This window comes from Rothia sp. 110740021-2 (assembly GCF_054263775.1).
Genome location: NZ_JBSZFE010000002.1, coordinates 192930 through 214516, shown reverse-complemented (window position 1 = coordinate 214516; position 21587 = coordinate 192930). Strand labels below are relative to the sequence as shown.

Annotated in this window: 18 protein-coding genes and 1 tRNA gene; 15 read left to right on the top strand and 4 right to left on the bottom strand. The window is 57.1% G+C overall.

Annotation, left to right across the window (positions count from 1 at the left end):
* The first annotated feature begins 190 nt into the window (after window positions 1-190).
* The 7 genes from rsmI to ACUXHH_RS06825 all read left to right on the top strand — a co-directional run bounded on the left by rsmI (window position 191) and on the right by ACUXHH_RS06825 (window position 7741).
* On the top strand, window positions 191-1138 hold the full coding sequence (gene rsmI, locus ACUXHH_RS06855) for a 16S rRNA (cytidine(1402)-2'-O)-methyltransferase (RefSeq protein WP_458391105.1): 948 nt from the start codon (window positions 191-193) through the stop codon (window positions 1136-1138).
* A gap of 65 nt (window positions 1139-1203) precedes the next feature.
* Window positions 1204-2277, top strand: a complete 1074-nt coding sequence (locus tag ACUXHH_RS06850; RefSeq protein ID WP_458391104.1) for a TatD family hydrolase — start codon at window positions 1204-1206, stop codon at window positions 2275-2277.
* Window positions 2278-2507: 230 nt separating this feature from the next.
* A complete protein-coding gene (locus ACUXHH_RS06845; protein ID WP_458391103.1) occupies window positions 2508-3335 on the top strand; it encodes a glycosyltransferase family 25 protein in 828 nt (275 codons plus the stop codon).
* A gap of 362 nt (window positions 3336-3697) precedes the next feature.
* Entirely contained in the window at window positions 3698-4489 is a 792-nt protein-coding gene (locus ACUXHH_RS06840) for a glycosyltransferase family 25 protein (RefSeq protein WP_279741802.1), read from the top strand.
* A gap of 38 nt (window positions 4490-4527) precedes the next feature.
* On the top strand, window positions 4528-5400 hold the full coding sequence (rsmA, locus tag ACUXHH_RS06835; RefSeq protein ID WP_279790619.1) for a 16S rRNA (adenine(1518)-N(6)/adenine(1519)-N(6))-dimethyltransferase RsmA: 873 nt from the start codon (window positions 4528-4530) through the stop codon (window positions 5398-5400).
* Window positions 5401-5468: 68 nt separating this feature from the next.
* Window positions 5469-6470 carry a 4-(cytidine 5'-diphospho)-2-C-methyl-D-erythritol kinase gene (locus ACUXHH_RS06830; protein WP_279741806.1) on the top strand — a complete coding sequence of 334 codons (1002 nt, stop codon included), beginning with the start codon at window positions 5469-5471 and terminating at the stop codon, window positions 6468-6470.
* 77 nt (window positions 6471-6547) lie between these two features.
* Window positions 6548-7741: a glycosyltransferase gene (locus ACUXHH_RS06825; protein ID WP_458391102.1), complete on the top strand. Its 1194-nt coding sequence runs from the start codon at window positions 6548-6550 to the stop codon at window positions 7739-7741.
* Window positions 7742-7827: 86 nt separating this feature from the next.
* On the opposite strand, the gene ACUXHH_RS06820 is transcribed toward ACUXHH_RS06825, so the two are convergent.
* From ACUXHH_RS06820 to ACUXHH_RS06810, 3 genes are all read right to left on the bottom strand, one after another.
* A complete protein-coding gene (locus ACUXHH_RS06820) occupies window positions 7828-8766 on the bottom strand; it encodes a glycosyltransferase family 2 protein (RefSeq protein WP_458391101.1) in 939 nt (312 codons plus the stop codon).
* Between the two features lies 1 nt (window position 8767).
* On the bottom strand, window positions 8768-9250 hold the full coding sequence (locus ACUXHH_RS06815; RefSeq protein ID WP_158676576.1) for an acyltransferase: 483 nt from the start codon (window positions 9248-9250) through the stop codon (window positions 8768-8770).
* A 150-nt stretch (window positions 9251-9400) separates the two neighbouring features.
* On the bottom strand, window positions 9401-11230 hold the full coding sequence (locus ACUXHH_RS06810; protein ID WP_458391100.1) for an ABC-F family ATP-binding cassette domain-containing protein: 1830 nt from the start codon (window positions 11228-11230) through the stop codon (window positions 9401-9403).
* A 235-nt stretch (window positions 11231-11465) separates the two neighbouring features.
* On the opposite strand from ACUXHH_RS06810, the gene ACUXHH_RS06805 reads away from it, so the two are divergent.
* The 3 genes from ACUXHH_RS06805 (at window position 11466) to ACUXHH_RS06795 (ending at window position 14079) form a co-directional block, all read left to right on the top strand.
* Window positions 11466-11536, top strand: a tRNA-Gln gene (locus ACUXHH_RS06805).
* Between the two features lie 87 nt (window positions 11537-11623).
* Entirely contained in the window at window positions 11624-13078 is a 1455-nt protein-coding gene (gene glmU, locus ACUXHH_RS06800) for a bifunctional UDP-N-acetylglucosamine diphosphorylase/glucosamine-1-phosphate N-acetyltransferase GlmU (RefSeq protein WP_458391099.1), read from the top strand.
* Between the two features lie 20 nt (window positions 13079-13098).
* The gene (locus tag ACUXHH_RS06795; RefSeq protein WP_458391098.1) at window positions 13099-14079 is read left to right on the top strand and encodes a ribose-phosphate diphosphokinase; all 981 of its coding nucleotides are present in this window, start codon (window positions 13099-13101) and stop codon (window positions 14077-14079) included.
* Between the two features lie 138 nt (window positions 14080-14217).
* Here ACUXHH_RS06795 and ACUXHH_RS06790 read toward each other — a convergent pair whose 3' ends face one another.
* Window positions 14218-15348, bottom strand: coding sequence for an arsenate reductase/protein-tyrosine-phosphatase family protein (locus ACUXHH_RS06790; RefSeq protein WP_458391097.1), 1131 nt, complete (start codon window positions 15346-15348; stop codon window positions 14218-14220).
* Between the two features lie 309 nt (window positions 15349-15657).
* On the opposite strand from ACUXHH_RS06790, the gene ACUXHH_RS06785 reads away from it, so the two are divergent.
* From ACUXHH_RS06785 to ACUXHH_RS06765, 5 genes are all read left to right on the top strand, one after another.
* A complete protein-coding gene (locus ACUXHH_RS06785) occupies window positions 15658-17475 on the top strand; it encodes an ABC transporter ATP-binding protein (protein WP_279790608.1) in 1818 nt (605 codons plus the stop codon).
* A gap of 103 nt (window positions 17476-17578) precedes the next feature.
* Window positions 17579-18499, top strand: a complete 921-nt coding sequence (locus tag ACUXHH_RS06780; protein WP_458391096.1) for a glycosyltransferase family 2 protein — start codon at window positions 17579-17581, stop codon at window positions 18497-18499.
* A gap of 259 nt (window positions 18500-18758) precedes the next feature.
* Window positions 18759-19757, top strand: coding sequence for a CgeB family protein (locus tag ACUXHH_RS06775; protein ID WP_458391095.1), 999 nt, complete (start codon window positions 18759-18761; stop codon window positions 19755-19757).
* Complete coding sequence (locus ACUXHH_RS06770) at window positions 19748-20851, top strand: RNA-binding protein (RefSeq protein ID WP_458391094.1); 1104 nt, start codon at window positions 19748-19750, stop codon at window positions 20849-20851. The genes ACUXHH_RS06775 and ACUXHH_RS06770 overlap by 10 nt, the downstream gene beginning before the upstream one ends.
* Window positions 20851-21579, top strand: coding sequence for an acylneuraminate cytidylyltransferase family protein (locus tag ACUXHH_RS06765; protein WP_458391093.1), 729 nt, complete (start codon window positions 20851-20853; stop codon window positions 21577-21579). Before ACUXHH_RS06770 ends, ACUXHH_RS06765 begins: the two co-directional genes overlap by 1 nt.
* The last annotated feature ends 8 nt before the right edge of the window (window positions 21580-21587 follow it).

The window sequence follows — 21587 nt, the reverse complement described above, 5'->3', positions numbered from 1 at the left end:
CCTAAAGGGTCAGAAGGTACGATGCACCATTTCAGCACGTGAACGGCATATATGACGCACTCGGACCCCCCCACTCGCACTAGCTACTTCTATCCTCTACCTCGCCTAGTAAGCCCACCCGGCATCCGACAGAGCGCGGGCGTTACACTTAGTGGGTACACGAAGACCAGACACAGACACGAGGCCTGCCATGACTGCATCCGCAGAATACACTGAAGCAACCACCGACCCCTTAGAAACGGTCCAGGGACCCCAGACTGACATCGCTGATACCGCTGACACCGCCGTCACTTCCGAAGAAGGCGGCGTGCTCATCCTCGGCGGTACCCCCATCGGCAACCTTGCCGATGCCTCCGACCGACTGCGCTCAGCCCTCGCCACCGCAGACCTCATCGCCGTTGAAGACACCCGTAAGCTACGAACCCTCGCCTCCGGGCTTGGCGTGCGCACGCGCGGCCGCATCATCGTCAACCACGACCATAATGAAGCCGAACGCAGTGAAACCATTGTGCAGGCGGTACAGGACGGCCAGCGTGTGCTGCTGCTCTCGGATGCGGGCATGCCCACAATCTCCGACCCCGGCTATATTGCCGCCGCAGCCGTCGCAGAAGCCGACCTACCCGTCACCGTGGTGCCCGGCCCCTCCGCGGCGTTGACCGCGCTCGCGCTCTCCGGCCTGCCGACGGGACGATTCACCTTCGAAGGTTTCCTCGCCCGCAAGGGCTCCGAGCGCACCCGCCGCCTCGCATCGCTGGCGGGGGAGGAGCGTACCATGGTCTTCTACGAATCCCCGCATCGCACCGCCGCAACCCTGGCAGACTTCGTGCAGACCTTCGGCGCCGCCCGCCGCGGAACGGTCAGCCGTGAGCTAACCAAGCTCCACGAAGAAGTCCGACGCGGTACCCTGGCTGAGCTTGCCGAATGGGCCGAACGAGAACGCGTCCGTGGCGAAATCGTTATTATTGTCGAGGGTGCACAAGCCCCCGAAACCCCCGAAGCGCAGGACGTAGTGCAACTGGTCCTCGACCGTGTGGCGGGCGGCGAGCGGCTCAAGAGCGCCTGCGCCGCGGTCGCCGCTGAGACCGGCACCTCCAAGCGTGACTTGTACGAGGCGGCACTGGCTGCTCGCTCTGAATAACATAGAATCACCGCGCAGCTTTACCCCCCAGTTTTACCCTGCAGTTTTATCCCGAGGATTTATCAATGTGTCAGAGCCATCCCGGTCCTGAAATCACCCAGGAGTACCTGAACTCCCTCGCTGCCCTGGCGAACTACACCCTGCCTACCCCCGCGGCACTCCAGGCAACCGCCCTGCCTAACGGCTGGGCGCCTGTCCCCGGTGAAGTACCCGCACCCTATAAGGCGGAACTCTACACCGGCATCAGCGACGCCGAAGGAGGAGAAGGAACCCGCCGCCGCTCCACCACCGGCGAGAACGGCCGTAGCCGCAATCTGGTCTTCCCGCCTGCCCCCGAGCCGCTGCCGTACCCCATCGTGGATAACCACACCCACATGGACCTGCTCGACGGCGAAGTAGAAATCAGCGCCCGCGACGCACTCGACGCCGGTGAGAAGCTCGGCATTGCCGCCATCGTGCAGGTTGGATGCGATATCCACTCCTCCCTATATGCGGTCGCCGCCGCGCAGGCTGATGAGCGTGTCCTCGCCGCTATTGCGATTCACCCCAACACCGCCCCCGAGCTGGCTGCAACAGGACAGCTGGAGGTGGCGCTGGCCACCCTCGACGAGCTCGCTACCGCCGACCGTGTGCGCGCTATTGGCGAGACCGGCCTGGACTATTTCCGCACCGGCGAAGAAGGCATGGAGGCGCAGCACTACAGCTTCCGCGAGCATATTCGCATTGCGAAGAAGCACAACCTGGCGCTGCAGATTCACGACCGTGATGCGCATGAGGACGTTGTGCGGATCCTGGATGAAGAGGGTGCGCCGGAACGTACCGTGTTCCACTGCTATTCGGGTGGCCCGGAGCTTGCGGCGATCTGCAATGAGCGCGGCTGGTATATGAGCTTTGCCGGCACGGTGACCTTCAAGAACTCGAAGGGTATTCAGGAGTCGTTGGCGATGGCTCGCCCGGAGCTGATTCTTGCTGAGACGGATGCGCCGTTCTTGACCCCGCATCCGTTCCGTGGTCGCCCGAATGCGTCTTATATGACAAATTACACAGTGCGTTTTATGGCGGCTCACCGCGGTGAGGATCTGGAGGTGCTCTGCCGCCGTATTCGTGAGAATTCGGAGCGGGTTTACGGTCAATGGTAGGCGCGTACAGCTTATAGCGGATAGCTACTCTGAGTCGCCTCGCGGTGCGTGGCTGCGTGCTAGACTGTAGCGACTACAAACAACTCACTCAAACAGCTATGCCATGATCTGGTCTGCAGTATTTAGGTACGTATAGTGCCTCAATGACGTGTTCAAAATTTGGTGTTGCAAACGTCCCTACGAGATTTTATGTTTAGCACCCGGCAACTGGTGCTTTTAGAGAGGACACTATGGCGAAGATTCTGAAGTATGTTCTGGGCATGGATGGCGCGAACCGTTTTGAATCGTTCTATTCGGTGGGCGTACCCGCGAAGGATTTTGTGCCTTATTCAGCGGTGGATAACCGCGATAATCATGTGACCGATGACGAATTTGATGTTGAACTTTTCCGCAACCGCTGGCATCGTGACCCCACCCCGGCTGAGCGCGGTTGCATGCTCAGCCACGTAAAGATGTGGGAGGACTTTGTTGCGTCGGATGCTGACTGGGCTCTGATTGCTGAGGATGACGTCCTTATTTCTCCGGATGCTGAGGCGGTGGTGAATGCAATCATCACCAAGTATTCGCAGGTTCAGCTGGTGAACCTGTGCGATGCGTGCTCGTTCAAGGCGGGCACCATGAACCCGCGTGTGGAGTATATTCGCTTGTCTCTGCTGTCTCCTTTTGTGCATGGTAAGTACCGTATGGGCAAGCTGTACGGTTCGACTCGCCTGGGTTGCACCGGTCTGTACTTGATTTCCCGTTCGGGCGCTGAGCTGCTGCTCAAGCAGTTTGAGAATAAGGCCCCGGGTACCGTGGCTGATGATTACAAACTGTACCAGCAGTGGGGTGTGGATGTGCGTTTCGTGCAGCCCGGTCTGTGCGATTGGGAGGGTAGCAGCGTCATTCTGGATTCCGGTAAGAACCACCTGGAGATGCTGGCTGAGAATCAGAAGGGTTCGAGCGCCCTGGATCGAGTGCGTATTGCGTTGGCTCCGAAGATGCGTTTGGTGAATGCAAAGAACGCCCTGGATGCTACTCTTGATGAGGTGAAGCAGCGCCTGGGTAAACCGAAGTAAGCAAGCTCTATATGAAGTCCCTCTTCGTCACATGTGTGGTGGAGAGAGTTTTTTTGACGGGTATTTTCAGATTTTGTGTGTGAGATTGTGCACAAAGTGTGAGACATAACAGGAAACTGTGTACCAGTTGCTGGACTATCTTAGGCTGGGTGATAGGCTATTTTATACATATCATTTCATTCACTCATTGACTAGGCATTATGCCATAATACGCGTGCGCTTTCGGCGTGCCCCGTATATGTTGTTGTCGAGTCAATACTTTGGTAACTCATGCAGGGCTCATGTCGTTTCACGCTAAGGCTGTATGGGCGTGCCACAGAAAAGGGAACATCATGGCAAAAGTCCTAAAATACGTCCTTGGCATGGACAATAAGAATCGCTTTGAATCTTTCTATTCGGCGGGTGCGCCTGCCCAAGATTTTGTGCGCTACTCTGCCGTAGATAACCTTGACGGCCACGTCACTGATGAAGAATTTGATGTCGAATTTTTTCGATCCCGTTGGCATCGTGACCCGAAGAACGCCGAACGAGGATGTATGCTCAGCCACCTGAATATGTGGCGTGATTTTCTGGCAAGCGATGCTGACTGGGCCCTCATTGCTGAGGACGACATTATTATCTCCGCAGATGCTGAGCCCGTAGTGCAGAATATTATTGCTAAGTATCCGCATGTCCAGATGGTTGTCCTCTGTGATGCACTCGCGCTCGAAGCGGGTAAGATGAACCCGCGGGTGAAATATCCTCGTATCTCTTTGCTCTCCCCGTTCGTATACGGTAAATACCGTATGGGAGGGAAATACAGCCTGACCCGCTTGACCGGTACTGGTCTATACCTAATTTCGCGTTCCGGTGCTGAACTTCTTCTGAAGAATTTTGATAAGGGAATGCCGGGTACTGTGGCTGATGATTACCCCCTGTACGAGGAATGGGGCATGGACGTGCGCTACGTACAGCCCGGCCTATGCGATTGGGAAGGCTCTAGCCTCATCGAAGACCTTGGCATTCGCCACGTTGAAACGCTGTATAGGGGTCTGCAAGCTAATAACATTATTGGTCGCTTGCGTGTTTTGCTAGCGCCGAAGGCACGTTTGGCCAACGCTAAGAACGCCTTGCTGTCTACCGTTGAAGATGTGAAGCGTCGCCTGGCACGGTAACCTGGAGTGTAGAAACCTACACCTACCGAAGGAACACCGTGAACGATCTGCCCCTGCTCGGCCCCGCTGAGATTCGTGAGCTTGCCGAGATGCTGGGTATTCGCCCGACGAAGACTCTTGGGCAGAACTTTGTGATTGACCCCAATACGATTCGTCGTATTGTCAGCGCGGCAGAGATTTCACCGGAGGAGACGGTGCTGGAGGTTGGCCCGGGCCTGGGTTCGTTGACCCTCGGCATCCTGGATGCTGCGAAGGACATGGTGGCGGTTGAGATTGACCCGCCGCTGGCTCAGCAGCTTCCGCACACGATTGAGAAGTTCCGCCCCGAGAAGGCGGGCGATATTGATGTGGTGCTCATGGATGCTCTGAAGGTCACCGAGCTGCCCCGCACCCCGGACGCCCTGGTGGCGAACCTGCCCTATAACGTGGCGGTTCCGGTGCTTCTGCACCTATTTGCGCAGTTCTCGAGCATTCGTCACGCCATGGTGATGGTTCAGGACGAGGTCGCCGACCGTCTTTCGGCGACCCCGGGTTCGAAGATCTACGGTGTGCCCTCGGTGAAGGCTAATTGGTATGCCGAGGTGTATAAGGCGGGCGTGATTGGCAAGAACGTGTTCTGGCCTGCACCAAAGATTAACTCGGGCCTGGTGGGTTTCCGTATGCGCGAGGAGCCTCTCTCCACCGTTGACCGCGACCTGGTGTTCACGATTGTGGACGCCGCTTTCGCTCAGCGCCGTAAGACTCTGCGCGCTGCGTTGAGCTCCTGGGCGGGCTCGGGTGCGCGTGCGGAGCAGATTTTAATGGCTGCCGGTATCGCTCCGACGGAGCGCGGTGAGAAGCTGGATATTCACGGTTTTATCCGCATTGCGGAGGCTTCGCTGACTGTCCCGGCTGAGCCTGTAACGGAGTAGCTTCTTCCCGCTCTGAATTTTTCACTAACGTTCTCACGCGAGTTCCCGCGCGAAAGGTGTATACGCTGATGAGTACCGCCTCCCAGGTCGCTATTTCGGTTGATGCTCCAGGTAAGGTCAACCTGTATCTTGCCGTGGGGGATGTTCGTCCGGACGGCTACCACCCGTTGACTACGCTTTTTGCGGCGGTCTCTTTGATGGAGACCATCACGGTCTCTGAGAGGCAGATACCGGGGCTGAGCTTGAGCATGGATATTGTGCCCGGCTCCCTGGTGGATCAGCAGATGCAGGCGGGGCAGTTCGACTCTGCCGCTGTGCCGATGGATGAGCGGAATCTCGTGTATCGTGCCGCTGCGCTGATTCTTGCGGAGCACGGTATCGAATCTGCCCCGGCGCTGCACCTGCATATTGCGAAGGCTGTACCCGTGGCAGGCGGTATGGCAGGCGGCTCAGCGGATGCAGCTGCCGCCCTCATTGCTACAGACCGCTACCTGCACGCAACCGGCCGCACCGGGGCGCTCCTGACCCAGACAGATTATGAACGTCTTGCCGCGCAACTGGGCGCCGATATTCCCTTTAGCGTGCGTGCCGCGCTCGGGCAGACCCTCGCACTGGGGCAGGGGACCGGTACCGAGCTGCAGAACGTTGCGGCTCCTCGGAAACCCCTGCATCTGGTGATTGTTGCCGCGCAGTTTGGCCTCTCAACCCCCAGTGTCTTCAAACAGTTGGACGCCGGCCGCGCCTCGGCGCTGTACCCCGCCTCCGGTGAGCTGCTAGAACCCGCAGAGCTTCTCGAAGCACTGAACTCTTACGACGGTTCAGAGGCGGCGCTCGCCTCCTTGACACCGCTGCTACATAACGATCTGCAGGCTCCCGCACTTTCCTGCGCCCCGCAGCTGGAACAGACCCTGAACCTGTGTGATAGCGAGGGCGTGTACGCGTCCCTGGTGTCCGGTTCCGGTCCGACGGTGCTTCTGCTGGTTTCTTCGCAGGCTCGGGCGGAGGCTCTGGCTGCCTCTCTCCGCGCTGCGGGCAACCATGCTGTAGCTACCGAAGTAACTAGTGCATAGCTTTTTTATCTGTCACACTAGATAACGATTTATCACTCACTGACTTCTACCGTTCTCTGATTGAAAGGGAGGATACGATGAAGGTTAAAAATATTGTTGTCGCCCAGGACCGTTTTAGCCTTCTTGGCGGTATTACGACAGTTAACAGGATTTTGGGTAGGGCTTTCGAAGAAGCAGGGTACAACGTTAGCTACCTGGCTCTCTACGACAATATGGGAGATAACCCTGACGCAGTCACTCCTGATTTTATTGTTCGATCTGGTTCGCTTGTTTCGAAGACCACTCATAACAATCTGGTGTACAACAACCCCGGCCCCCTGGACGCTGTGCTGACTGCCAAAAAGGGATTTACCGCGCTGTGGGACCGTTACAACGCGGTGCGTACCCGTCGTTACCTGCAGTCTTTGGGCGAGGAGACTGTCATTTTGACGACGATGACCAGTATCGCCACGTACCTGGTGGATTATGCGCGCTCTGCTCAGAAACAGGGGATTGGCTACCTATACGAGTTCCATAGTAGCTATGACAGCTCATACCGTCTGGACGCAGAGAAAGAGTTGCGTCAGATTTCCGATACCTTTGATTCTTTCGTTGCGCTTTCTGAAGGTGACGCGCAGCTTTTCGCCCAGTGGCTGAACCGCCCGGTGGATGCCGTATCGAACCTGAACGCATCGTTGGACCCTGCCGTTGAGCGGAAGGTTCTGGCGTTGGCTGAGCAGAAGAAACCGGTGGTGCAGTATATCGGCCGCTACTCTGAGGAGAAGGGCCTGATGCGTATCCTAGAGAGCTTTATCGCGTGTGCGACGGAGTTTCCCGAGTGGATTTTGAAGCTTAACGGTAGCGGTGGTGAAGCGATTGAGCGTCAGCTGAAGGAGCGTATTGCTTCTCTGGATTCTGTGCTAGCTGAGCGTATCGTGGTGGATGGGCCGTTGAACTCTGAGCAGGTACTTGAGGCGTATGCCGAAGCGTCGTTGACCATTGGTGCTTCAGACTTTGAGGGTGCACCGATGGCACTGCAGGAGGCGATGCGTGTGGGTACTCCTATGGTGTCGTACCCCTCATGCTGGGTTTTGCGTGATGTGCTTCCCCAGGTGGGTTACTTGGCTCAGGAGCGTAGCATAGAAGCGCTGACCGAACAGTTGCGTGTTGCGATGGGCGATGATGCGCAACGTAAGGAGAAGTCCGAGCGTTGCCTCCAGAAGGCTCAGGAATACACCCCGGAGCATATTGTTCGCCGTTGGGAAGAAGTTTTCGCCTCGATTCAGCGCTAGTCTAGGGCGCGAATATAAACCTGAATATAAGAGAATGCCGGTTCTAGATTCACTCTAGAACCGGCATTCTCTATATCTACATATTTTTAGCTATCCATCAGCTGACGCTCGGGAACCGTGCGGAAGCGGTACTGGAACATGCCCTCAAGCGCACCCAGGTTCGCGCCTGCTTCTCGTGCACCCACCAGACGAGTGGCTGGGGAAAGCAACAGCGGTAGGGACTTTGCCAGAGCGATGACGGAATACTTGATGCTGGGGCCATTCATACCCTGATCCTTGAAGCGCATCCACAGGAGCATACGGTAGTGCTGGTAGTTGCGCTGCTGACGGAAAATCTTCTTCGGAGTAGAACGAAGACGGTAGTGTACCAGCGCTGCATAGGTCTTGTAGAAGGGGATACCGCTCTGGCTAACACGCCAGGAAAAATCGGTTTCTTCAGAACCTGCGATGTAGCTGCAGTCCATGCCGTTGTTGCGCAGGTACACATCGCGCGGGACGGAGAAATTACAACCAGTAATTGAGGGCAGGAAACCGGCGAAAGGCGGGATTTCTTCCTCAGCCTCTACCAGAGAGGGATTCGCTAGGACCTTCTCATCAGAGTCGAGGGGAACACCGTAGGCGTTGAGCACCTCAACAGGATTGTTATTGTGCAAGTTAGCACCCGAAACGAGTGCGGGACCGTGCTCATCCTGGACCGCCAAGTGACCGTCCAACCACCCGGTTTCTACATAGTCGTCGGAGTCGCAGAAGACGAGAATCTTGCCGCGTGCCTCACATGCGCCGACATTACGAGCGTTGGCGGGGCCCTTAATATTGCTGGAATCCACCCATCGGAGGGGATAGGGGGCGTCGAAGGCTTCGATCAGGGCGATGGTGTTATCGGTACTGCCGTTATCGCTGACGACCACCTCAAAAGAGCGGGTGGTGGTTTGCTTAGCTAGAGCCTCCAGCTGCGTTGTGATGAAGCGGGCTGCGTTGTATGCGGGGATGACGACGGATGCCTCGTACTCGTACTTTTCGCTCATATTATTCACCGAGTTTCTTGATACGGCGGGCAGGGACACCAGCATAAAGGCCATTCGGCTCGCAGTCGGAGACTACTACGGCACCCGCTGCAATCATGCATCCGGCGCCAATGGTCACGCCGGCAATGACAGATACATTCTGTCCAAGCCAGGAACCGTCACCAATCACGATGGGAGCCTCAATATTTTTGCCTGCACGCTGGCGTGAGGGGCCCATCTCGTGGCTTGCGGTGCACAGGGTAACGCGCGGTCCCAGGTAGACGCGGTCGCCGATCTGCGCGGCACGGTCGATAAAGATATCGCGGTTGACCCAGCAACCGGCGCCAATCTGGGCACCGGGAAGAATTTCGGAGCTGGGATGCACGTAGGTGCCGTCACCAATGGAGACGCCAGCAGCGCGGAGTTTTTCAATGCGTGCCGCGCGACGCTTGGTTTTCTGCTTCAGAAAATGCTGATGCTTGAGCTGTTTGAGAGTGTTGAGCATAGATACCTTCATAAGGGCGAGCGGGAAAATTACTCCCTAAAAGTGTTAAAAGCTAATACCTATAGTAACGGGATATCGTCCCGAAACGAGGCGGTATCCTGCAGAAGCAGATGAGAAATCCGCTGTTACATATGGCATATGAAGTTGGCGTTAGCCCAGCAGTTCGGAGAGTTCGAGCCAGCGCATTTCTAGCTCGTCAATCTCATCCTGAAGTGCCTGTTGCTGCTCGCCGAGCGCCGCCAAACCGGCGTAGTCAGCGGCATTGTGCGCGCTCATCTGCTCGGATAGCTTCTCCTGCTCTGTAGAGAGTTTGGCGAGGCGACGCTCAATCGCACCGGACTCCTTCTGTGCCGCACGCAGCTCGGCACCGGAGACCTTCGGGGTATCCGGCTCAGCAGAAGCCTGCGCCGAGGAGACGGCACGTGCCTGCGCGCTACCGGCAGCAGAACCGCCAGTACCGGCTGCCGAGAGCGCCAAATACTCGTCCACACCACCGGGCAGGTGACGGAACAAACCGTCAATCACGGCGTACTGCTGATCGGTCACGCGTTCCATGAGGTAGCGGTCGTGGCTGACCACCAGCAGGGTACCCGGCCAGGTATCCAGCAGATCCTCCATGGCCGCGAGCATATCGGTGTCCAGGTCGTTGGACGGCTCGTCGAGAATCAGCACGTTCGGCTCATCCAGCAGAATCAGCATGAGCTGCAGGCGACGCTTCTGACCACCCGACAGGTCCTTGACCGGGGTAGACAGCTGCGCGCTCGTAAAGCCCAGACGCTCCAGCATCTGTGAGGGGGACAGCTCCTTACCATCGGCAATGTAGCTGCGCTTCTTGCGGCCAATCACATCTGAGACGCGATCGTTAGCGACCTCGTTGAGCTCATCGAGCTGCTGGGTCAGGGTCGCAATCTTCACGGTCTTACCGTGCTTGACACGGCCCTCGGTCGGCTTCAAATCGCCGGTCACCAGAGAGAGCAGAGTAGACTTACCCGCGCCGTTCACGCCCAGGATGCCGGTGCGCTCGCCGGGGGCAATACGCCAGGTGACCTTCTTCAGCACGGGACGCTTGCCGCCGGGCATTGAGGGGTCGTCGTAGACGACGGAAACATTCTCGAGGTCGACCACGTCCTTGCCGAGGCGGGAGACTGCCATCTTCTTCAGTTCCACGGTGTCACGCACCGGCGGAACGTCCGCAATGAGGGCGTTGGCGGCATCAATGCGGAACTTCGGCTTGGAGGTACGCGCGGGCGCACCGCGGCGCAGCCAAGCGAGCTCCTTGCGCATCAGGTTCTGACGCTTCGCCTCCGCTGCGGCTGCCTGACGGTCACGCTCCACACGCTGCAGGATGTACGCCGCGTAGCCGCCCTCGAAGGGCTCGACGATGCGGTCGTGCACTTCCCATGTGTCGGTACAGATTTCGTCTAGGAACCAGCGGTCGTGGGTGACGACCATGAGGCCGCCCGCGTTCTTGGACCAGCGGGACTTCAGGTGGTTAGCGAGCCAGGTGATGGCTTCAACATCCAAGTGGTTGGTGGGCTCATCGAGCATGAGCACGTCCCACTCCTGCGCGAGCAGGGAGGCGAGAGCTACGCGTCGACGCTGACCGCCAGAGAGCGAATAGACAGGTGTATCCCAGGGCAGATCGGAGACCAGGCCCGAGATGACATCGCGGATACGGGACTGCGAGGCCCACTCGTATTCGGGGGTGTCGCCCACAATCGCGTAGCCAACCGTGTGGTCGTCGTCGAGGACGTCTGACTGGTCAAGGTAGCCGATGCGGGTACCGCCGCGCACGGTGACCCGGCCGAAGTCCGGTTCGAGCCGGCCGGCAAGGATTTTCATGAGGGTGGACTTGCCGTCGCCATTGCGACCAACAATGCCGATGCGGTCGCCTTCGTTCAGACCGACCGTGATGCCCTCAAAGATGGTTCGGGTAGGGAATTCGAGGTGCAGCGATTCGCCGCCAAGTAGATGTGCCACGCCTTCTAGGGTACAGGGTGAGTCTTCAGTTCAAGTATCGCTCCAAGCTTTGATGAGGGGGTACTTGGCGGTGCTGAGAAAAGCTGTGGGGATTGCGGGGTGCGCGGCTAAGCTGAGCACAGATATTTGATAAACTGAGGAAAGCATTTCCTGCATTGCGCTGTTCTGTCCCCAAAATGGCGGTCAATGACGATGAGCACCCGCTAGCGGGGACTTGTCGTGAATGTAAGGATAATCCGCCATGGTGTAATGGCAGCACAGCGGCCTTTGGAGCCGTTTGTCTAGGTTCGAGTCCTAGTGGCGGAGCGTAAGCACTCACCGGCACCGTTGATAGAGAGTTAGCGGTCCGCGCCCACTCCTCACTCTTACAACCTCGTCTAAGGAGTCTTCCCAGTGAATACTGAACTGGCACCCTCTGCAGTGATTGTTCTCGCTGCAGGCGCTGGTACGCGCATGAAGTCCTCTACTCCCAAGGTCATGCACGGCATTGGTGGTCGTTCCATGGTTGAGCATGCTGTCGCTGCTGCACGTGATCTGAACCCTGAGCGCCTCGCTGTTGTGGTACGCCACCAGCGCGATAAGGTCGCTGAGCATGTGCTTACATTTGACCCTGAGGTAACCATCGTTGATCAGGACGAGACTCCGGGTACCGGCCGCGCTGTTGAGGTCGGTTTGAACGCTCTGGATGCGCAGGCATCCGTCTCCGGCACCGTCTTGGTGACCTACGGCGATGTTCCTCTGCTGCGCCCCGAGACTCTGCGCGAACTGATTGCTTTCCACGAGGAAGACAAGAACTCTGTAACCGTCCTGACCACCCACATCGATGAGCCCGGCGCCTACGGTCGTATTGTCCGTAACCAGGCTGGCGAAGTGACCGCCATTGTTGAGGCGAAGGACGCTGCCCCCGAAGAGCTCGAAATTACCGAAATTAACTCCGGTATTTACGCTTTTGACGCCGCTGTTCTGCGTGAGGCACTGCTCGAAGTGACCACCAACAACGCGCAGGGTGAGAAGTACATTACTGACGTTTTGTCCATCGCTCGTTCTAAGGGTTACCGTACCTCCGCTCTGGCTATTGAGGACCGCTGGGAGGTTGAGGGCGCTAACGACCGCGTGCAGCTGGCTCAGCTGGGTCGTATGCTCAACAACCGCATCCTTGAGGCTCACATGCGTAACGGCGTGACCATCGTTGATCCTGAGAACACTTGGGTTGACGTCACCGTCAGCATTGAGAACGACGTAACCCTGTTGCCCGGTGTGCAGCTGCACGGTTCTACCACCGTCGCTACCGGTGCCACTATTGGTCCGGACACCACCCTGACCGATATGACCGTTGAGGCTGACGCTACCGTCATCCGCGCGCACGGTCACGGCGCTGTCATTGGTGAAGGCGCAAATGTTGGTCCCTTCGCATACCTGCGCCCCGGTACCACCCTGGGCAAGGACGCTAAGCTTGGCACCTTCTGCGAGGCTAAGAATTCGCAGATCGGCGATGGCGCAAAGATTCCGCATCTGTCCTACGTTGGCGACGCCACCATCGGTGAGGGTGCCAACATTGGCGCTGGCTCGATTTTCGCGAACTACAACGGCCTGGTGAAGAGCCGCTCCGTTATTGGCGCGCACGCCCGTATGGGTGCTGCAGGCATTTACGTTGCACCTGTTACCGTCGGTGATGGTGCCTACTCCGGCGCGGGCGCGCTGATCCGTAAGGATGTTCCTGCGGGCGCCCTCGCCTACTCTGAGACCTCCCAGCGTACTATCGATGGCTGGGTTCTGAAGAACCGTGCTGGTACCGAACCCGCCGAGGCTGCTAAGGCTGCTGGCGCTCAGGATCCGGCAGAATTCTAATTCGAGGAAAGAACAACACCATGAGTAGCGAGATTACCAATCCCGGTGAGCGTAAGCTTGTAGTGGTCTCCGGTCGAGCACACCCTAAGCTTGCCGAGGAGATTGCACAGGCGCTTGATCACGACCTGCTGCCCACCTCCGCATACACCTTCGCCAACGGCGAGACCTACGTTCGCTTTGAGGAGTCGGTGCGCGGTGCAGACGCTTTCGTGATTCAGTCCCACCCGGCACCCATCAACGAATGGCTCATGGAGCAGATCATTATGATCGATGCGCTCAAGCGTGCATCCGCTCGTTCCATTACCGTGGTGTCTCCCTTCTACCCCTACGCTCGTCAGGACAAGAAGCACAAGGGTCGCGAGCCCATCTCGGCACGTCTAATTTCGGACCTGTATAAGACCGCGGGTGCTGACCGCCTGATGTGCGTGGATCTGCACACTTCGCAGATTCAGGGCTTCTTCGATGGCCCGGTTGACCACCTCTTCGCGATTCCGGTGCTGGCTAAGCACATCCGTGAGCGCGTTGCAGATCTGTCGAACGTGACCGTCGTATCCCCGGACACCGGTCGTGTGCGTGTAGCGGAGCACTGGGCTGATCTGCTGGACGGCGCACCACTGGCATTCGTACACAAGACCCGCGATATCAACGTCCCTAACCAGGCTGTTTCTAAGACTGTTGTGGGTGACATTGAAGGCCGTACCTGCGTGCTGATTGACGACATGATTGACACTGGCGGCACCATTGCTGGCGCTGTGAAGGTCCTCATGGACAAGGGCGCAAAGGAAGTTATCATCGCAGCAACCCACCCGGTTCTGTCCGATCCGGCTGCTGAGCGCCTGTCTCAGTGCGGTGCTGTGGAGGTCGTCGTGACCAATACCCTGCCCGTGCCGGAAGAGAAGCAGTTCGATAACCTGACTATTCTCTCCATCGCTCCATTGATTGCTCGTGCTATTCGCGAGGTCTTCGATGAGGGTTCTGTAACCGAGATTTTCGAGCACTAAGCTTTCTTAAAGCGTGCGGAAAGTCCCCCGCTGACCGTTAGGTCGGCGGGGGACTTTCTGTTGTAGGGGGCTAAAGCTAACCCGGCAGGAATAGAGATCTGTTTCAGTCGGGTTAGTACTGTATTTAGAGTCGTACGCTTAGCGGTGTGCCTGTGCGAGCCAGGGCAGAATCACACGCAGGGACTGCTCCACCTCGTCCACTGCGACCTTCGCTGCTGCGGGGCCGCGGCGGTAGGGGTCTTCCAGCTTGTCGCTATCAAGTGGGCGGGCGCCGTAGGCGTAGAGGTAAGAGAGCGGCTCGGCGCGGCGTGCATCCTCGCGAATACGAGCAGCCTGCTTGAGTAGCTTGATCTTGGCGTGGTGCTGGGGCCACTCGCGAACGATCCAGTCGGCGTGTACCTTCTCAGCGACCAGGATGACGGTGGCGTTCTCGATAATCTGATCGTTGAGCTGGCGGGAGGTGAAACCTTCGGGGTTGTAGCCGCGCTCAATAAGTTCGTTGGCTACATGCTCGTAGACACCGTGACCGACGAGTGCGCCGGTGCCCGCGCTGGTGAAAATCCATTTGTCTTCCAGACCGTATTCTGAAGCGAGGTGCTTGGAAATCACTTCACCGGATGCGCTACGGGCAATGTTGCCGGTGCACACGAAGAGTGCTTCGAAGGGGCCGTCTTTGCCGGTGCTGTCGGTACGGTTGAGAGTCTTGGGGGAGAACTTGAAGAGCGGGGTGCGTTCGCCGCGGGAGTTAGTAGCGGGGGAGGACTGTGCGTTTCCTGCGCTCTGGCTGTTGGCTTCTTCAGGGTTGGCGAGTTCTTCGGCATCAACGGTGGGCGCGTTGTGCTGGGCCACGCGGATGATACCGGAGCTTGCGGGCTTGCAGTCTACGTCGAGAATGTCATCGGGGGTAGCCTTGATATCGGTGTGTGTGAGGGGCTGTGCGGAGACGGTTGCAGTGCCGCCGGCACTGAGCTCTTCTTCGGGAGTGACTCCCTGAGCGGCTACCTCGGAGGGGGAATAGACTTCGTAATCTCCGATAGCTTCGCGGAGTGAGTCGTCGGGGGTGATGGTACGGCCGGCAACCCCGCGGCGGTTCTTATCCGCAAGTTCGGGGTTGCTCTTAACGAGGGAACGGCCTCCATCAGCAATATTTGCGGAGGAAGAAACAACGGTCGCCGAATGTTCCTCGGTGGTTTCTGCGGAGTTGGTTTTATCCTCGGAGGAGCCCCATGCGTACTTGTCCTTGAGGGACTTAATGTTGAAGATGCCCATCAAAAAGCCTTTTCTAATTGACGTACCCAACAGTGAACAGGGAAGCCGGAAGTGTCGGGTTGGTTGAATGAATAGTATCTATCATACCGAGTTACTTGCACCTTCAACGGTTCCTTTTCCTGTGTGTGGCGAATACCCATAAATGTCTTGTGTTTTAGCTACGAATTAGAGGTGCTTCTTTCCGCTAAAGATGACCAAAAGTACAAGCTTGATGCTGAAAATGTTTAGAGGGTGCGTGCTAGAATTGGCGTGAAATGCTGGTCTTCTTCTCGCTCAGGGGCCAGCGAGTACACTCACCAACGAGGACCAATGAAGAGCATTTATACTAAGCTTCGCCTGTTTTTTCCCGGACGGAGCTTTACGCTACTTGTCTTTAACCTGATCGGCCTGTTCGTTCTGTCTTTGATGGAGATGGTCGGTGTTGCTGCTGTTCTTCCCATCGTGAATATTGCGATGGGCGCGGAAATTACCGGCTATCTGGCTGTTCTCTCGGATGCTTTTGGTAATCCTCAGCGATCTGAGCTGGCGCTCTATCTGGGCAGTGTTCTGGTGCTCGTCTTTGTCATTAAAGGCATTGCATCGCTCATCTTTAAGCGCTGGAGCCTGAAATTCACCGGTTACCAGCAGTTGGCAACTTCTTCGACTATCCTTAACCACTACATGAAGGATAGCTACTTCAATCATAGGAAGTCCCAACCTGAAGATACTGTGTATCTGATTGGTACTTATGCGGTTTTTGCCTACCGCGGTTACGTCGGCTCAATTATTAACTTCATCGGTGACCTACTGTCGGTTCTTGTGTTGCTGGTGATGATTCTCTGCGTTATGCCGATTCCGGCTTTGATTGCCTTTGCTTATTTCGGTATCACTATCTCTGTGATGCAGTTCTTCCTGCGTCAAGGAAACGCTAAGTACGGTGAGATTTCTGCTCGTGCCGGTCGTGACGCTCTCCGCTCGCTTTTCGACAACATCAAGGGTTTTCGCGAGATTCGTATTTCTAATTCGCGTGAATTGACCGTTGAAGAGTACCGCCAGTACGCGCTGCGTAGCGTGAATAGCGATGTGAATATTTCCTTCTTCGCTGATTTCCCCAAGTACGCTCTAGAAATTATCTTCATTGTCGGTATTGCAGGTCTTTTGGGCCTGATGACATCGACCCAGGGAGCCGATAGTCTGCCAGCTCTGATGCTTTTCGCAACCGCATGCATCCGTATTCTGCCGAATGCCACCCGTATGGTTGCTTCTCTGGGCAGCATTCGTGCGAACGAGTTCGCTAGTGAAGAGGTTGCTAAGGTTATCCGCTCAATGAGCCCCGAAGAGCAGCGTCTGCAGATGGTTAAAGCCAAGAGTGAAGTTGACCCGGCAACCATTATCAACTCGGGTATTGAACTCGTGGATGTTCAGATCGATAACTTGGTCTACCGTTACCCGGATGGTGATAAGGATGTTCTCAAGGACATTCAGCTGGATGTTCCGGCTGGTACCTCGGTTGCTTTCGTGGGTGGTTCCGGCTCGGGTAAGACTACTCTGGTTGACTTGATTCTTGGTCTGCTGATCCCGGCGAGCGGTACGATTTCTAGCCAGGGTAAGGATATCCATACTGATTTGCCTTCCTGGTACCAGAAGATTGGTTATGTCCCTCAGGATCCCTACCTGGGTAATGGCACCCTGCGTGAGGCAGTTGCCTTCGGTATCCCCGACAAACACATTGACGATGACCGTGTGCTCTACTGCCTTGAGCTGGCGGAGCTGATGCCCGTTGTCGAGACTCTGGAAGAAGGCATTAACACTCCGATTGGCGAGAACGGTAACCGTCTTTCCGGTGGTCAGCGTCAGCGTGTGGGTATTGCGCGTGCGATGTACCGTAACCCGAGTGTGTTGATTCTGGATGAAGCAACCAGCGCATTGGACAACGAGACCGAGCACAAGATCACGAAGACAATCGAGCGTATTTCTAAGGACATTACGGTCATTATCGTGGCTCACCGTCTTTCCACGGTGCGCAACGTTGATCAGCTGGTATACCTCTCCCAGGGCCGCATTGCCAATAAGGGAACTTTTAAGGAAGTTCAGGCGGCAAACCAAGAATTCGCGAACCTCGTTCGCCTGGGCCAGCTGCCCGACTAATTGAAACTAAGGGGGTGATCGTATACAGATATAGATACGGTCGCCCCCATATTTAGACTTCTATAGCTTGTGAATTTCCGGCACATCACTCAAAGGACATATTGTGACTCATACTCCCCGTGTTTCTGCGGTTATTCCTTTCTACGGCGAACCGGAACCGGTTCTTGCCATTATTGACACTCTGCGTGCTCAGCAGGGCATTGACCCTACCGATATCGAGATTATTGTCTCTGATGATGTTTCTCCCACCCCCTTCCCCGAAGTTGAGGGCGTGACCATGGTTCGCCGCCCTGTTAATGGTGGTTTCGGTAAGGCTGTGAACTCTGGTGTTGCTGCCGCTACCGGTGAGTGGGTTTTCATCCTCAACAGCGACCTGGAGCTGGATAACAGCTTCGTCTCGCGCATGCTCGCAGCCGTGGAACGCCACGGCGAGATCCTGGCTAGCCCGCAGATCATTGGCCACGACGGCAAGCAGCAGTGGGTGGCACGTAAGTTCCCCACCGCAGCGCATGTGGCGTGGGAGTGGTTCACTCCGTTGGCTCGTTTCAAGCCGACCAACTGGTGGCACCGCGGTGTTGGCCACGATGTTGAGGCATGCACCGGCACCTCCGATGCGAAGGTCGACTGGGTTATGGGTGCGTGCATGGTCGTTCCTCGTGCGACCTTCAACCGCATTGGTGGCATGGATGAGCGTTTCTACATGAACAGTGAAGAGGTGGACTTCCAGTACCGCCTCCGGAACGCTGGCGTGGACCGTTACCTGATTCCTTCGGTGACTGTAACCCACGAGGGTGGCGGATCTTCGCCCTCCGAACGTCGTGTACAGTGGCTGACCACTGCTCGTTTCATTTATGCGGACAAATGGGGCTGGGAGAAGAAACTGACCAACCTACTGCGTGTGACCAGCTACGCGAACTTCCTGGTGAACTCGGTACGCGGCCTGCGCAATAAGGATGTGGATGCTCGTGGCTTCCTCGCCACCGAGTTGGAGCGTATCTCCAAGGCAGAGCACCGCGAGAACTAGACGCGGAACGTGCGGAATCTACCGCGGTAGTTCCGCAAGATTTCTATTGCTCTTCATTAGAAGGCTCACGCAGAACGTAGGAGGCGACACAACGCACTCGCGTGTGTCGTCTCCTGCTTTCGTTGTAAAATTTTAATAGATATGTTTTGCCTCAAATTGCAGGTGAAACTTTCCGTTCCTCTTCACTCCAACACATAGCACCGTACGGTTTTACCCTGCGGGTTCGTATAGCAAACGCCGACAGGATTCAATCCTCAATATGACTCAGACCAAACTTCTACTGCTCTCGCCCGCATTCCACGGGTACTGGAAGGCAATTCAGGCATCTCTGGAAGTGCACGGATACGAAGTGCGCACCCACATCTACGATGCGCCGGGTACTCTGCCCGAGCGTATCCTCAACAAGCTTGCCCACGAGCTGCCTGAGAAGTACCGCCCTGAAAGTTTCGCAGCGCAGGCAACCCGTAAGGCTATTGACGCTTTCAATGAGTTCCGCCCCGATATTGTGCTGATCATTAAGGGCGATATGCTCTCCCGCGAATGGTGGGATCTGCTGGAGACTTCCGGTGTTCGCTACGGTACCTGGCTCTACGACGAAATACGCCGCATGAGCTACACCGAAGAGGACCTGCACCACCTGGGCGCGTTGGCAAGCTACAGCCCGCTGGATGCGCAGCACCTGCGTGAGCAGGGCTTCGAGGTGCTCGACATGCCTAACGCCTACGACACCCACTGCCCGGTTGTCCCCATGCGCGAGGACTCCATCAACTTCGTGGGCGCTAAGTACCCTAACCGTGAGGAGACCCTGCAGGCGCTGGTCGCAGCCGGTCTGCCGGTGCGTGCTTATGGTCGTGCTTGGTCGCGTCACCCCTACGACATTATGCGCACTAAGCAGTTCAATGATTCCGGTGTGCCCGCAGGTCGCGATATTGACCGCTCTGAGGCGTACGGTATTATGGCGTCCTCCCCGGCAACGCTGAACATCCACAATAATCAGGATGGTTTCACTATGCGTACCTTTGAGGCTCCAGGCGTGGGCGCTCTGCAGGTGATCGACCGTGCTGATGTGGATCGCTACTACATTCCCGGTGAAGAGGTCCTGGTCTACCAGAGCATTGATGAGCTCATTGAGATTTGTACCCGTATTTTCCGTGAGCCGAAGTGGGCTCGTCAGATTCGTGAAGCCGGTCAGAAGCGCACTTTGGCCGAGCACACCTTCGATCAGCGTGTAAAGATTTTGGAGCAGCTATGGGCCTAACCTATCCCATTGATATTGATGCATGGGCTGCCTGGCAGAAGCGCCAGAACACCCTGCGTTGGGCTAAGACCGAGGCTCGTAGCCTTATCGGCCGTCTGCGTGGAGGAGGTAGCGTTGAGCAGGAAGGCCCCGTCGGAGGCGTGCTATACACCCGCGGTGCTGTACCCCGTGTGCTCATCGTGCTCGATTCTTTCTCCCCGACAAGTCGCAACTCCCTGCTGGAGCCGCTCAAGCATCTTGAGAATGTGGGTGTGGCCCTGTGGGTCCCTGAGGACGCCTCGGAGTACCTTAACGGTCAGTACGCCACCGAGCGCTACAGCCGTGATGCCTGGACCGAACAGGAAGTGACGGGTAACCAGTTGCAGGAGCTACTACCCGGTGTGCGCGTGGTTCTATCCCTAGGCCACTACCTGGCCCGCGGTGCAGTAGCTTATGAGTTCTCTCGCGCGATTGGTGCTGAGTACTGGGTGGTTCAGCACGGTCTGCTGGTGCCTCAGGCACCGCCGCTACCGGTAGGATGCACCCTGCTGGCTTTCAGCGAGGCAGACGCCGAGTTCTGGGCATCGGGCCGACGCGACGTGACCACCCACACGGTGGGTTCACAGCTGCTCTACCTGGCAGCGCAGAAGGCTGCCGGTGCTGAGGCGCAGCAGCAGGACCACCTGGAGCCGATCTTCCTGGGGCAGATGCACGGTGCGGAACTGCCGCGCGCATCCTTCGCGTACGCATCCCACTCTTTCTTGAAGAAGTTCGGTGGAAGCTACCGTCCGCACCCGAGCGAGAAGGACAAGCTTTCAGTACTGACCCATAAATTGTGGGAGAAGGAAGGCATCCGCATTGACCGTTCCGGCACCCCGCTGAACGAGGTGCCGAACCCGGTGGTATCCATCTTCTCCACAGGTGTTCTGGAGGCTGCAATACGCGGAATCCCGGCGTGGGTTTACCATCCGGCACCGCCGGCATGGCTGGTGGAATTCTGGGACCGCTACGGCATGAACCAGTGGGGTCAGGAACCGACCCCGGCACCGGTTCAGCCGAATAAGGAGCCCGCGCGTCGCATTGCCGAGCTCATGATTGAAACTTTGGAGGCATAATGCGTATTCTCTGCGTCATCCCCGTGCGGGGTGGCTCAAAGGGCATTCCGCGTAAGAACCTGCGCCCCATCGCGGGTAAGCCGCTGGTCGCATGGACCATCGAGCAGGCACTGTCTGCTAAGGAAGAAGTATTCGACGAGCACGAGCTACGTGTTGTTGTCTCCACTGATGATGTTGAGCTGGCTGATATCGCCCGCGAGTACGGGGCAGAGGTGCCGTTCATGCGCCCGGTACATCTGGCTGAAGACACCACCGCAACCGAGCCGGTTATCGAGCACGCTATCGAGTTTTACACTGAAAACGGTTGGGAACCTGAGGCAGTCATGCTGCTGCAGGCAACCAGCCCCGTGCGTCTGCCCGGCACTCTGGCTCGTGCGGTTCGCCAGTTCGCGGAGAACGGTAAGGAATCCATGGTCGGTGTGATTCCGATTGGTCCGTTCATCTGGACCTGGCACGCTGACGGTGAGCCCACTGCGGCGTTCGAGATTATGGCTCGTCCGCGCCGCCAGGAACTGACCAAGGAAACCTTCCGCTACCGCGAGAACGGGTCGATGTACATCACCAAGACTCACGTGTACATGGACCACCACAACCGCCTGGCGGGCTACCCCGGCGGTACCATTGACTTGTTCATGCTGGACGAGGTCGAGGGCGTCGACATCGACGCGCCGATTGACTTCTCCGTGGCAGAGCACCAGCTCACTCAGATCCTGGCCGAAGGCAAGTAACCTTCACC

What these genes read in the sequence shown, in the direction of transcription:
- ACUXHH_RS06830 (WP_279741806.1), top strand. Translation starts at nt 5,469, where the DNA reads ATGAGTACCGCCTCCCAGGTCGCTATTTCGGTTGATGCTCCAGGTAAG.
- ACUXHH_RS06795 (WP_458391098.1), top strand. Translation starts at nt 13,099, where the DNA reads ATGAGTAGCGAGATTACCAATCCCGGTGAGCGTAAGCTTGTAGTGGTC.
- ACUXHH_RS06765 (WP_458391093.1), top strand. Translation starts at nt 20,851, where the DNA reads ATGCGTATTCTCTGCGTCATCCCCGTGCGGGGTGGCTCAAAGGGCATT.
- ACUXHH_RS06845 (WP_458391103.1), top strand. Translation starts at nt 2,508, where the DNA reads ATGGCGAAGATTCTGAAGTATGTTCTGGGCATGGATGGCGCGAACCGT.
- ACUXHH_RS06840 (WP_279741802.1), top strand. Translation starts at nt 3,698, where the DNA reads ATGGACAATAAGAATCGCTTTGAATCTTTCTATTCGGCGGGTGCGCCT.
- rsmI (WP_458391105.1), top strand. Translation starts at nt 191, where the DNA reads ATGACTGCATCCGCAGAATACACTGAAGCAACCACCGACCCCTTAGAA.
- ACUXHH_RS06820 (WP_458391101.1), bottom strand. Translation starts at nt 8,766, where the DNA reads ATGAGCGAAAAGTACGAGTACGAGGCATCCGTCGTCATCCCCGCATAC.
- ACUXHH_RS06770 (WP_458391094.1), top strand. Translation starts at nt 19,748, where the DNA reads ATGGGCCTAACCTATCCCATTGATATTGATGCATGGGCTGCCTGGCAG.
- ACUXHH_RS06825 (WP_458391102.1), top strand. Translation starts at nt 6,548, where the DNA reads ATGAAGGTTAAAAATATTGTTGTCGCCCAGGACCGTTTTAGCCTTCTT.
- ACUXHH_RS06790 (WP_458391097.1), bottom strand. Translation starts at nt 15,348, where the DNA reads ATGGGCATCTTCAACATTAAGTCCCTCAAGGACAAGTACGCATGGGGC.
- ACUXHH_RS06850 (WP_458391104.1), top strand. Translation starts at nt 1,204, where the DNA reads ATGTGTCAGAGCCATCCCGGTCCTGAAATCACCCAGGAGTACCTGAAC.
- ACUXHH_RS06815 (WP_158676576.1), bottom strand. Translation starts at nt 9,250, where the DNA reads ATGCTCAACACTCTCAAACAGCTCAAGCATCAGCATTTTCTGAAGCAG.
- ACUXHH_RS06775 (WP_458391095.1), top strand. Translation starts at nt 18,759, where the DNA reads ATGACTCAGACCAAACTTCTACTGCTCTCGCCCGCATTCCACGGGTAC.
- ACUXHH_RS06785 (WP_279790608.1), top strand. Translation starts at nt 15,658, where the DNA reads ATGAAGAGCATTTATACTAAGCTTCGCCTGTTTTTTCCCGGACGGAGC.